Annotated in this window: 12 protein-coding genes; 10 read left to right on the forward strand and 2 right to left on the reverse strand. The window is 72.5% G+C overall.

Annotated features, from left to right (window positions below):
- Positions 1-13 precede the first annotated feature (13 nt).
- The 5 genes from ACFWAR_RS31980 (at position 14) to ACFWAR_RS32000 (ending at position 5,047) form a co-directional block, all read left to right on the forward strand.
- Positions 14-1,036 (forward strand): alpha/beta hydrolase, encoded by a 1,023-nt coding sequence (locus ACFWAR_RS31980; protein ID WP_385784772.1) that lies wholly within the window; start codon positions 14-16, stop codon positions 1,034-1,036.
- A gap of 81 nt (positions 1,037-1,117) precedes the next feature.
- Positions 1,118-2,533, forward strand: a complete 1,416-nt coding sequence (locus tag ACFWAR_RS31985) for a DUF6421 family protein (protein ID WP_385784775.1) — start codon at positions 1,118-1,120, stop codon at positions 2,531-2,533.
- 26 nt (positions 2,534-2,559) lie between these two features.
- Complete coding sequence (locus ACFWAR_RS31990; protein WP_354379406.1) at positions 2,560-3,321, forward strand: SDR family NAD(P)-dependent oxidoreductase; 762 nt, start codon at positions 2,560-2,562, stop codon at positions 3,319-3,321.
- Positions 3,318-4,379, forward strand: a complete 1,062-nt coding sequence (locus tag ACFWAR_RS31995) for a threonine aldolase family protein (RefSeq protein ID WP_385784805.1) — start codon at positions 3,318-3,320, stop codon at positions 4,377-4,379. Before ACFWAR_RS31990 ends, ACFWAR_RS31995 begins: the two co-directional genes overlap by 4 nt.
- 68 nt (positions 4,380-4,447) lie before the next feature.
- Positions 4,448-5,047, forward strand: a complete 600-nt coding sequence (locus ACFWAR_RS32000) for a transglutaminase family protein (protein WP_385784778.1) — start codon at positions 4,448-4,450, stop codon at positions 5,045-5,047.
- 56 nt (positions 5,048-5,103) lie between these two features.
- Here ACFWAR_RS32000 and ACFWAR_RS32005 read toward each other — a convergent pair whose 3' ends face one another.
- Both ACFWAR_RS32005 and ACFWAR_RS32010 read right to left on the reverse strand, forming a co-directional pair.
- Entirely contained in the window at positions 5,104-6,363 is a 1,260-nt protein-coding gene (locus tag ACFWAR_RS32005; protein ID WP_385784781.1) for an MFS transporter, read from the reverse strand.
- Positions 6,364-6,445: 82 nt separating this feature from the next.
- A complete protein-coding gene (locus ACFWAR_RS32010) occupies positions 6,446-7,168 on the reverse strand; it encodes a lysophospholipid acyltransferase family protein (protein ID WP_385784789.1) in 723 nt (240 codons plus the stop codon).
- A 320-nt stretch (positions 7,169-7,488) separates the two neighbouring features.
- On the opposite strand from ACFWAR_RS32010, the gene ACFWAR_RS32015 reads away from it, so the two are divergent.
- From ACFWAR_RS32015 to ACFWAR_RS32035, 5 genes are all read left to right on the forward strand, one after another.
- Positions 7,489-7,788, forward strand: a complete 300-nt coding sequence (locus ACFWAR_RS32015) for a TlpA family protein disulfide reductase (RefSeq protein ID WP_385784808.1) — start codon at positions 7,489-7,491, stop codon at positions 7,786-7,788.
- A gap of 234 nt (positions 7,789-8,022) precedes the next feature.
- Positions 8,023-8,595 carry a flavin reductase family protein gene (locus ACFWAR_RS32020; protein ID WP_385784792.1) on the forward strand — a complete coding sequence of 191 codons (573 nt, stop codon included), beginning with the start codon at positions 8,023-8,025 and terminating at the stop codon, positions 8,593-8,595.
- 202 nt (positions 8,596-8,797) lie between these two features.
- On the forward strand, positions 8,798-9,583 hold the full coding sequence (locus ACFWAR_RS32025; RefSeq protein WP_354379410.1) for an electron transfer flavoprotein subunit beta/FixA family protein: 786 nt from the start codon (positions 8,798-8,800) through the stop codon (positions 9,581-9,583).
- A gap of 66 nt (positions 9,584-9,649) precedes the next feature.
- Positions 9,650-10,612 (forward strand): electron transfer flavoprotein subunit alpha/FixB family protein, encoded by a 963-nt coding sequence (locus ACFWAR_RS32030; protein ID WP_385784796.1) that lies wholly within the window; start codon positions 9,650-9,652, stop codon positions 10,610-10,612.
- Positions 10,613-10,794: 182 nt separating this feature from the next.
- Complete coding sequence (locus ACFWAR_RS32035; RefSeq protein ID WP_385784799.1) at positions 10,795-12,087, forward strand: DUF6986 family protein; 1,293 nt, start codon at positions 10,795-10,797, stop codon at positions 12,085-12,087.
- Positions 12,088-12,127: the final 40 nt, after the last annotated feature.

The following is a 12,127-nucleotide window of genomic DNA, read 5'->3' on the forward strand; positions in this document are numbered from 1 at the left end:
GGAGGTACCTCTGATGCCGTCCAGCCCCGCTGCGCCCTTCGCCCCCGACCCCGACCGGCTCGATCCGGGCGTGCGTCCCTTCGCCGACGCCCTCGCCGAAGCCTTCCCCGACATAGGCGGCCGGGTCACCGACGCCGCCACCGCCCGCCGGATCCTCGCGGAGCTCCCGGTGTCGCCGCTGCCGGTGCCCGCCGTCGCCGGGGTCGAGGACCGGGCGGTGCCCGGACCCGCCGGGGCGCCGCCGCTGCCCGTGCGCGTGTACCGGCCCGACCCGGAGCGGTGGCCCGGGCCCCGGCCGACCGTGGTGTTCTGCCACGGCGGCGGGTGGGTGCTGTGCGACCTGGACACGCACGACGCCACCGCGCGGCACCTGTGCCGGTCCGGCGGCGCCGTGGTGGTGTCCGTGGACTACCGGCTGGCTCCGGAGGCCCCCTTCCCGGCCGCCGTCCACGACGCCCACGCCGCCCTGTGCTGGGCGGCCGGGCAGGTGGCCGAGCTCGGGGGCGACCCCGGGGCGCTGGTGATCGCCGGGGACAGCGCGGGCGGCAACCTGGCGGCCGCCGCGCTGCTGCTCGCCCGTGAGCGGGGCGGCCCGGCCGTCGCCCTCCAGGTCCTCGTCTACCCCGCCCTGGACGCCGCCCAGGACACCGCCTCGGTGCGGCGCAACGCCGAGGGCTACTTCCTGACCGCCACGCACCTGCGCTGGTTCTGGGAGCAGTACCTCGGGCCCGGCGGCGACGGCGCGGACCCGCTGGCCTCGCCCCTGCGCGCGGACCTCACCGGGCTGCCGCCCGCCCACGTGGTCACCGCGGGCTGCGATCCGCTGTGCGACGAGGGGGCGGCGTACGTTCGCGCGCTCCGCGAGGCGGGCACGAGCGCCCACGAGGACCATCATCCGGGGATGTTCCACGGATTCCTGGGGCTGGTCGACTTCCTGCCCGCGGCCCGCCGTGCCCTGGACGGCGTAGGCGAAGCGATCGCGCGGACGGTGTCGAGCGGGAAGAATTGCGGCGCCGATGGGGGTGACGCAGGATAATTTCCGGCTTCACCTCTTGAGCAGGAGAGCCTCACATGCATACGCTGTCTTAACGTGAGGTTCTCCTGTGGAGGAAGTGAAATGACGGAAACTCTTGTGCCGGGACCGGTCGGTGCCGTGATAACCGCCGGAGCGCGGGTGGTGGACCACCCGGCGTGGCCCCAGCTCAAGGCCGCCGTGGAGGAGATCCGCCCTTGGCAGGCCAAGGACGGTTCGATCGACTTCGAGGTCGCGGGTGCGCCCACGCGACTTGAGGCCGAGACCGTCGTCGAGCGGATGATCGCCGCCGTGGAGCAGCTGTCGCCGCTGCTGCCGCACTCCCTCGACTACCACCGCGCCCTCGTCGCCGACCTGCGCAAGTGGGTCGCGGACGGCTTCGCAGTGCCGGACTTCCTCGACTCGCTGCTCGCCTTCCACCCGGCCGCCGAGCGCGCCGACGGACTGCAGCACCTCGTCGTGTTCCCCATGTACACCCAGAACGGGAACCCGGACCGCAACTTCGAGGCCGTCGCGCTCAAGATGGTGTGGCCCGAGTGGCTCGCCGAGCTGGAGCGCACCCGGTACGACAACCCGCTCTTCCTCGGCATCACCTTCGAGGACTTCACCGCGGGCTACGACACCCACTCGGCCGTGCTCTTCCCGGAGACCATCGCGGTCCGCGAGGCCCCCGAGCGCTTCACCTGGGGCGGCATCTTCTGCGACCGCGAGGCCGCGCGCTTCCGCAAGGTCACCGAGGCGGCCGTGGACATCCTCGGCGTCACCCTGCCCGCCGACATCGCCGCCATGGTCACCGACCAGGAGCGCTGCGAGAAGGCCTTCGTCCTGTGGGACATGGTCCACGACCGCACCCACAGCCACGGCGACCTGCCGTTCGACCCCTTCATGATCAAGCAGCGCCAGCCGTTCTGGATGTACGGCCTCGAGGAGCTGCGCTGCGACCTCACCGCCTTCAAGGAGGCCGTGAAGCTGGAGTCCGAGGGCAACGAGCACGGTCGTGACGTGCAGTACGCCGTCCTCTTCGACCGGATGTTCCGCTTCCCCGTCTCCGGTGACCGCAACCGCAACTACGACGGCCTCGGCGGCCAGCTGCTCTTCGCGTACCTCCACAAGCACGACGTCGTGCGCTGGACGGACAACACGCTCAAGATCGACTGGATGCGCGCCCCGCAGGTCACCAACCAGCTGTGCGCCGAGATCGAGGACCTCTACCGGGCGGGCATCGACCGCCCCAAGCTGGTTCACTGGTTCAAGGCCTACGAGCTGGTCGCGACCTACCTCGCCCCGCACCCGGGCTCCCGCTGGGCCAAGGGCCCGGACGCCCTGGACCTGACGCAGCCGCCGCGCAAGCTCGTGGACGACGTGCTGGCCGACGAGTTCCCCCTCAGCATGTTCTTTGAGGCCCTCGCCAAGAAGCTCAAGGGCGTCATCGCCTCGACCAAGGGGATCACGGCGCTGAACGCCGAGGACCGTCGCCAGGAAGAGCGGGTCGCCGCGTGAGCGCTCGCGCGGAGGAGGCAGTACCGATGAACGGCTCCGGGAACGGAAACGGAAAGCTCAGCGGAGCGGTCGTGGCGGTGGCGGGGGCCGGCGGGCCCGCAGGCCGCGCCACGCTGATCCGCCTCGCCGAGGCGGGTGCCACGGTGATAGCGGCCGACGCGGACGCGGCGCGCCTCGCGGAAGCGGTGGACGCCGCCCGCTACGCCCACGGCGGCGCCACCGTCACCGGTGACACCGTCGACCTGCTCGACCTGGACGCCACCAAGGAGTGGGCCGCCCGGACCGAGAAGGAGTTCGGCTCGGTCGACGGCGTGGTCCACCTCGTCGGCGGCTGGCGCGGGAGCACCTCCTTCACCGAGACGGACCTCGCGGACTGGGACTTCCTGGAGAAGCTCCTCATCCGCACCGTCCAGCACACCTCGCTCGCGTTCCACGACGGCCTGCTGCGCAGCGGCCGCGGTCGCTACGTCCTGGTGAGCCAGTCCGGCGCGCACAAGCCGGTCGCCAACAACGCCGCGTACAACGCGGGCAAGGCGGCGGCCGAGGCGTGGACCCTGGCGCTCGCCGACTCCTTCCGCAAGGCGGGAGGTGAGGACGGCCCGGGCGCCGCAGCTGCGATCCTGGTCATCAAGGCACTGGTGCACGACGCGATGCGCGCCGAGCGACCCACTGCGAAGTTCGCGGGCTTCACCGACGTCAAGGAGCTGGCCGAGGCCATCACCGGCGTCTGGGAGCGGCCCGCCACCGAAGTGAACGGACAGCGTCTGTGGCTGACCCCGCAACCCTGAGGACCGACGCCCGCCGGCACCACGACCCGGCGGTGCGCGGTTTCGCGAGCGACAACTACGCGGGAGCGCATCCCGAGGTCCTGGCCGCGATAGCCCTGGCCAACGGCGGCCACCAGGTCGCCTACGGCGACGACGAGTACACCGCGCACCTCCAGAAGGTCATCCGCAGCCACTTCGGCCCGTACGCCGAGGCCTACCCGGTCTTCAACGGCACCGGCGCCAACGTGACCGCGCTGCAGGCCCTGACCGACCGCTGGGGCGCGGTGGTGTGCGCCGAGTCGGCCCACATCAACGTCGACGAGGGCGGCGCCCCCGAGCGCATGGCGGGCCTCAAGCTGCTCACCGTGGCGACACCGGACGGCAAGCTCACCCCCGAGCTGATCGACCGGCAGGCCTGGGGCTGGGAGGACGAGCACCGGGCGATGCCGCAGGTCGTGTCCATCACCCAGAACACCGAACTGGGCACGGTCTACACCCCGGACGAGATCCGGGCGATCTGCGAGCACGCGCACGGGCTGGGAATGAAGGTCCACCTCGACGGGGCCCGGATATCCAATGCGGCGGCGTCGCTGGACGTGCCGATGCGCGCGTTCACCAACGCGGTCGGGGTCGACGTGCTCTCGTACGGCGGCACGAAGAACGGCATGCTCTTCGGCGAGGCCGTCGTGGTGCTCAACCCGGACGCCGTCCGGCAGATGAAGCACATCCGCAAGATGTCGATGCAGCTGGCCTCCAAGATGCGGTTCGTCTCGGTGCAGCTCGAAGCGCTGCTCGCGAAGGACCTGTGGCTGCGCAACGCCCGGCACTCGAACGCGATGGCGCAGCGGCTGGCGGCGGGAGTGCGGGAGCTGGACGGGGTGGAGATCCTCTATCCGGTGCAGGCCAACGCGGTGTTCGCGCGGCTGCCGCACGAGGTGTCGCGCCGCCTGCAGAAGCGTTTCCGCTTCTACTTCTGGGACGAGGTGGCGGGCGACGTGCGCTGGATGTGCGGCTTCGACACCCAGGAGGAGGACGTCGACGGCTTCCTCCAGGCGCTCAAGGAAGAGCTGGCGCGCTGACGACGTACGCGTACCCCGCCCCGTAAATCTATAGACTTACGGGGCGGGGTATATTTATGCTCCCGATCATGGAACCGATCCCGGAGCATCCCGACCTCCCGCCCTATCTGGCGGCCGACGAGGTCATCGATCACGGCCACCCGCTGGTGCGGGAGACCGCCGCCGACCTGTGGGCCGACACCGGCGATGCATATTCATACGCCGAGGCCGCCTTCGTCTTCGTCCGCGACACCATCCCGCACTCGAACGACGCGGACGATCCGCGCGTCACCTGGCGGGCCTCCGACGTCCTGCGCCTGCGCACCGGCATCTGCTACGCCAAGGCCCACGCCCTGACCGCGCTGCTGCGCGCCCGGGACGTGCCGACCGGGCTCTGCTACCAGCTCCTGGCGGAGGACGACGGCTCGGGCGCGGTCGTCCACGGCCTGGTGGCCCTGCGGCTGCCGGGACGCTCCGGCTGGTCCCGGATCGACCCGCGCGGCAACAAGCCGGGGGTGGACGCCCGGTTCTCGCTGGAGGTCGAGCGGCTGGCCTTCCCGGTCCGTCCGGAACTGGGCGAGATCGACTACCCCACCCTGTACGCCGCCCCGCCCGCACCGGTGCTCGACGCCCTGCGCGAGGCCCCCGACCGCAAGGCCCTGTGGGACCTCCTGCCGACGGGCCTGTAGCGGCTCCGCCCTTCCCTGCCGGAGGGACACGGCGGGGCGCGGAGGGGGAAGGCGGCCTACGGCCCGGCGGGGGCGTCCTGCGGGGTGTCCCGCGAGACGGCGGGGGACGGCGCCGGGGCCGGTGCCGGGAGCGGCGCCGCGGCCGGTCGGGCGGGGCCCGCGGCCAACCGGTGCACGGCCACCGCTGCGAGCTGGAGCGCCGCTATGCCCAGGACCAGCATCCACGGCGGCCGACCCGCCGCGAGGCCCACCAGGGCCGCCCCGGAGGCCGCCGCCGTGACCTTGAGCCCGGCGCCCAGGGTGAACACCTGGGCCCGCACCTCCTCCGGCGCGTGCTCGGCCCGGATCCGCAGTGTCGCCGTGAGCAGGGGGCCGTCGCACACCCCCGCCAGCGCGAATCCGGCCGCGGCCAGCGGCACGGTCGGCGCGAAGGCGACCGCGACCAGCGCGACCCCGGTGCCGCCCAGCGCCCAGCGCGCCAGCAGTCCGGGATCGTCCGCGCGCCCGGAGGCCCGCCGCCGGGCCAGCAGCACGGACCCCGACAGCGCGCCCACGGCGAAGGCCGTCATCAGGGCGCCCCCGGCGCCGGGGGCGCCGAGGCCGCGGGTGATCAGGACCGCCGTGGTGCTCAGCGCGCCGATGCCGACGAAGGCCAAGGTGGTCGCCGCGGAGATCGCCCGCAGCTCGCGGACCCGCCACAGGGCGGCGAAACCGCCGCCCGCGGTGGGTCGGGGCGCCGCCGCACGGCGCCGGGCGCGGGGGTCCTCGTACGGGAGCAGGGCGGCCAGGACGGCGGCCAGCGCGCCCGAGCAGGCCAGTACGGCCATCGCCGGGCCCGCCGAACCGAGCGCGGCGACCAGGCCCACCACCGCCGGGGCGGTGACGCCCGCCGCGTTGTAGGTGGCCGCGTCCCAGGCGTAGGCCTGGTCGCGCCCGGCGCCCGCCGGGACCAGCGAGGCCACCAGGCTGGACAGCCCGCCCGTCACCATCGGTCCGCAGCTGCCACCGGCCACCGCCACCGCGATCACCACGGGGACCGGGGCCCGGCCCACCAGCACCGACAGGGCCGCCACGGCCAGCGTGAAGCAGACGAGGGCGCCCACGTGGAAGAGCCGGGGCCGCGCGGTCCGCGCGGCGGCGGCTCCCGCGAGCGGGGCCGCCAGCACGTGCGGCGCCAACCAGGCCGTCAGGACGAAGGCGCCGTTCGCGGCGCTCCCGGTCCGCTCCAGCGCCAGCAGCACCAGCGCGATCCCCATCCCCTCGGACGCGAACCGGCCGGCCAGCGCCGCGGCCAGGTACCGCTTGAACCCGCGCATAGGACCACCACCCCCCGGGTCGAGACGGTACTCCGCGGGGGTGGAGGCGGGATAGAGACGGCCGCCCGGTCCGGCCGGGCCGTCAGCCCGCTTCGCGGACCTGGGCGGGGGTGGGCGCCGTACCGCCGAGGTGCGCCGGCAGCCACCACGAGTCGTCCGCGCCCTTCGGCTTCGCCGGGTACGCCCGCTGCGCCGCGTCCAGCAGCTCCTGCACCCGCTCGCGCAGCCGCCGCGTGATCGCACCGGCGAACTGGTCGGTCGGCGCCTCCATGGGCTCGCCCACGCGCATCGTCACGGGGATGTGGCTGCGCCGCAGGTCCTTCGGGTGGCCCTTGGTCCACATCCGCTGGGTGCCCCACAGCGCCACCGGGATCAGCGGGACCCCGGCCTCCTGCGCCATCCGCGCCGCACCGGACTTGAAGCTCTTCAGCGTGAAGGACTGCGAGATGGTCGCCTCGGGGAACACCCCGATGATCTCGCCGCCGCGCAGCGAGTCGAGGGCGAGCTGGTAGGCGGACTCGCCCTGCGTGCGGTCGACCGGGATGTGCTTCATCGCGCGCATCAGCGGGCCGGACACCTTGTGCCGGAACACCGACTCCTTGGCCATGAAGCGCACGAGCCGCTTGGACGGCCGCGCCGTCAGCCCGGCGAAGATGAAGTCCAGGTAACCGACGTGGTTGGAGACGAGCACCGCACCGCCCTTGCGGGGGATGTTCTCGGTGCCCTTCATGTCGATGCGGACGTCCAGCGCCTTGAAGAGCGTGTGCGCCGCGCCGATCACCGGGGGGTAGACGAACTCAGCCATGTGGGGAGACCCCGCTTTCTGCCTGGGGAGGTACTCCCGGCCGTAAGTTACGCCATCGTAGGTACGTAGCCATGGGGATCGTGCCCCATACCTGCCCCGGTGGCCAGTCCAGATGCCCCGACCAGGAGAGATTCTTGTCACGCCGGGAATGCGGCGCGCCGGGCGGGCGCTCGGACGACCGTACGGATGACGGTACGGACGGACGGGCCGCGACGATGGGAGAACACGTGCGGGACCAGGGCGGGGAGCCGGCGCGGGAGCCCGCGCCGGAGCGGGAGCCGGAGTCCGGGTCGCGGCGGGAGCACCCGGGCGGGCGGCGGCTGGGGCGCGCGGAACTGGGCGCCGAACCGGGGGAGCGGGCCACCCTGGTCCAGTTCTCCAGCGCGTTCTGCCAGCCCTGCCGGGCCACCCGCCGGATCCTGGCGGAGGTGGCGGCCATGGTCGAGGGCGTCGCGCACATCGAGATCGACGCCGAGGACCACCTCGCGCTCGTCCGCGACCTGGGAGTGCGGAAGACGCCGACGGTGCTGGTCCTGGACGCGGGGGGCCGGATCGTGCGCCGGGCGGCCGGGATGCCCCGCAAGGCGGACGTGATCGCGGCCCTCGGCGCGGCCGTCTGAACCGGTCCCGGCCCACGGAGCGTGACGCACCTGACAATGTGCGGGCCACCGCTTGACTGTGCGCGCCGGTGATCGCCAGTCTTTCGGCATGCGGTACGAACTCCTGCTTTACGGACGGGTCCACCTCGACCTGGTCCGGTACGCGAGCGCGCGCTGTCGGGGTCACTGATCGCCCCCACCTCCTCCGGCGACCCGGCCGGGACAGACGACGCTGCAGAAGGAAGAGACATTTCGATGACGGCGCTGACCGCCACCACGGCCCCTGCCGATGCCCGCCCCGCCGGCGCGGGCTCCGCGGACGCCCGCCCCACGGACCCCGAGTCCGTCCTCCCCGGTTCGCCCGACCTGTTGCGTTCCGTCTTCCGGCAGCACGCCGCCGGGGTCGCGGTGATCACCTCCGCGAGCGGCGGCCGACCGGTGGGCTTCACGGCCACCTCGCTCAACTCCGTCTCCGCCGACCCTCCGTTGCTCTCCTTCACCATCGGCACCGGGTCCTCCAGCTGGCCCGGGATACGCGACTCCGAACACCTCGGGGTCCACATACTCGGCGAGCACCAGCGGGAGCTGGCCGGGCTGTTCGCCCGGAGCGGGGCCGACCGCTTCGGTCCGGACACCGACTGGACCACGGGCCCGCACGGGGTCCCGCTGCTGGACGGCGTGCTGGCCTGGCTGGTCTGCCGGATCGTGGCCCGCGTTCCGGCGGGTGCGCACCGGGTGGTCATCGCGGAGGCGGTTGCCGGGGACTCCCTCGGGGAAGGTCGTCCCCTGCTGTACCACCAGGGGCGCTTCAACGCGTTGCGCGACTGAATCGTCCCTGCTGGAGCGGGTCCGTCCGGCGTTGGCAAGGTCACAGTTCGTCGGCCTTGCAACCGGAGGGGACCCAGGGTGTACTGGCGAGTAACATTCCCTTCGGAGCGCGGGCCGCCCCGACCGGGATCGGGCCGACAAGGCGCCTATGCTGCCTGCATCAAGGCAGCACCAGTAAAGACGATGCAGTAGGAGAGCCGGCGTGAGCTTGAGGATCGTTGTCTGTGTGAAGTACGTGCCCGACGCCACCGGCGACCGGCACTTCGCCGATGACCTGACCGTCGACCGCGACGACGTCGACGGCCTGCTGTCGGAGCTCGACGAGTACGCCGTCGAGCAGGCGCTGCAGATCGCCGACGAGGCCGACGACGCGGAGATCACCGTCCTGACGGTGGGCCCCGAGGACGCCAAGGACGCGCTGCGCAAGGCGCTGTCCATGGGCGCCGACAAGGCGATCCACGTCGAGGACGACGACCTGCACGGCACCGACGTGATGGGCACCTCGCTGGTGCTCGCCAAGGCCATTGAGAAGGCCGGTTACGACCTGGTCATCACCGGCATGGCCTCGACCGACGGCACCATGGCCGTCCTCCCGGCGATCCTGGCCGAGCGCCTGGGCGTCCCGCAGGTCACCCTGCTCTCGGAGGTCAAGGTCGAGGACGGCACCGTCAAGGGCCGCCGTGACGGCGACACCGCCAGCGAGCAGCTGGAGGCCTCCCTGCCGGCCCTCGTGTCCGTGACGGACCAGTCCGGCGAGGCCCGCTACCCGTCCTTCAAGGGCATCATGGCCGCGAAGAAGAAGCCGGTCGAGGCCTGGGACCTGTCCGACCTGGAGATCGACGCGGACGAGGTCGGCCTCGAGGGCTCCTGGACCGCGGTCGACTCCGCGGCGCAGCGCCCGGCCCGCACCGCCGGCACGATCGTCAAGGACGAGGGCGAGGGCGGCAAGCAGCTGGCCGAGTTCCTGGCCGGCCAGAAGTTCATCTAAGAGCTTCGGCCGCACACGGTCACGCCCCACCTCCCCCGACTACTTCGCTTTCGCAGGAGCATTCCCATGGCTGAAGTCCTCGTCTACGTCGACCACGTGGACGGCGCCGTCCGCAAGCCCACCCTCGAGCTGCTGACCCTCGCCCGCCGCATCGGCGAGCCCGTCGCCGTCGCCCTGGGCGCCGGCGCGGCCGACACCGCCGCCGTGCTCGCCGAGCACGGCGCGGTCAAGGTGCTCACCGCCGACGCCCCCGAGTTCACCGAGTACCTCGTCGTACCGAAGGTGGACGCCCTCCAGGCCGCCTACGACGCGGTGTCCCCGGCGGCTGTCCTCGTCCCCTCCTCCGCCGAGGGCAAGGAGATCGCGGCCCGCCTGGCCGTCCGCATCGGCTCCGGCATCATCACCGACGCCGTGGACCTGGAGGCGGGTGACGAGGGTCCGGTCGCGACGCAGGCCGCGTTCGCCGCGTCCTTCACCACCAAGTCCCGCGTCTCCAAGGGCACTCCGGTCATCACCGTCAAGCCGAACTCGGCTCCGGTCGAGGCCGCCCCGGCCGCGGGCGCCGTCGAGGCGCTCGCCGTCACCTTCGGCGCGCTGGCCACCGGCACCAAGATCGTCTCCCGCACCCCGCGCGAGTCGACCGGTCGCCCGGAGCTGACCGAGGCCGCGATCGTGGTCTCCGGCGGCCGCGGCGTCAACGGCGCCGAGAACTTCCACATCATCGAGTCGCTCGCCGACTCGCTCGGTGCGGCCGTCGGCGCTTCCCGCGCCGCCGTGGACGCCGGCTGGTACCCGCACTCCAACCAGGTCGGCCAGACCGGCAAGTCGGTCTCCCCGCAGCTCTACATCGCCTCGGGCATCTCCGGCGCGATCCAGCACCGCGCGGGCATGCAGACCTCGAAGACCATCGTGGCCATCAACAAGGACTCCGAGGCCCCGATCTTCGACCTGGTCGACTACGGCGTGGTCGGCGACCTCTTCGCGGTCGTCCCGCAGCTGACCGAAGAGATCCAGGCCCGCAAGGGCTGAGCTCGGGTTCCGGTCGCCGACCGGACCTGACCTGCGTAGACGCTGTGCCCCGGGGCCGCGTGGTGACTCTCGCCACGCGGCCCCGTGCTGTTTCCGACAACCATTGACGGAGCGGAATGCGCTGACTAAATTCTGCTATGCGGATCAATGCTTCCGTGTAGCGGAAAAGAGGAGAGTGCACGATGGGTCAGCAGGAGAAGGTGGCGACAAGCCTCGCAGGTGCGGTCAGCGAGGGCATCAGCGCCTCCCTCGCACCGGTGGACGCGGAACTCGCGCGCCACTACCCCGGCGACCCCGGTACCCGCCAGCCCATCCACACGGTCTACGTCCCCGGTGACGTCTTCGCCGCGGACACCATCCGCTCCTGGGGCGACCAGGCGCTGGCCGCGCTCGACGAGCACGCCCCGGACGCGGCCACCTTCGCCAAGGTACTCGGCATCAGCGACGAACTGGCGGTACCGGTCTACGACCGCGTGCGCGCCAAGCTCCTCGCCGAGCCCGTCGAGGACCTCCGCGTCGACTTCGAGGACGGCTTCGGCGTCCGCTCCGACGAGGAGGAGGACCAGGCCGCGGCCCGCGCCGCCCGCCTCGTCTCGGAGGCCTTCTCCAACGGCACGAACGCCCCCTACATGGGCATCCGGATGAAGTGCATGGAGTCCAACGTCCGCGACCGCGGCATCCGCACCACGGACATCTTCCTCTCCGGCCTGCTGGAGCACGGCGGCCTGCCCGAGGGCCTCGTCCTGACCCTGCCCAAGGTGACCTACGCCGAGCAGGTCAGCGCCTTCGTCGAGTTGCTGGAGGCCTTCGAGACCACCCGCGGCCTGCGCCCGGGCCGGATCGGCTTCGAGATCCAGATCGAGACCAGCCAGTCCATCCTGGCCTCCGACGGCACCGCCACCGTGGCCCGGATGATCGAGGCCTCCAAGGGCCGCGCCACCGGCCTGCACTACGGCACCTTCGACTACAGCGCCTGCGTCGGCGTCTCGGCCGCCTACCAGTCCAGCGACCACCCGGCCGCCGACCACGCCAAGGCGATCATGCAGGTCGCGGCCGCGGGCACCGGCGTACGCGTCTCCGACGGCTCGACCAACGTCAAGCCCGTCGGCACCACCGAGCAGGTCCACGAGGCGTGGAAGCTGCACTACGGCCTCACCCGCCGCGCCCTGGCCCGCGCCTACTACCAGGGCTGGGACATGCACCCGGCGCACCTGCCGACCCGCTACGCGGCCGTCTTCGTCTTCTACCGCGAGGGCCTGGAAGCCGCCGCCGCGCGCCTGAAGGCCTACGTCGCCAAGATCGAGGGCGACGTGATGGACGAGCCCGCCACCGCCAAGGCCCTGGCCGGCTACCTGGTCCGCGGCCTGGACTGCGGCGCGGTCGGCGCCGAGGAGGTCACCGCGCTCACCGGGCTGACCCGCGCCGAGCTGGACTCCTTCGCGATCCCGCGCCGCTCGGCCACCCTGCACGCCTGAGCCGTGGACGCGGCGGGGCCCGGTCGGTGAGGACTCCGGC

It is taken from the genome of Streptomyces sp. NPDC059917 (genome assembly GCF_042730635.1).
Taxonomy (GTDB): Bacteria; Actinomycetota; Actinomycetes; order Streptomycetales; family Streptomycetaceae; genus Streptomyces.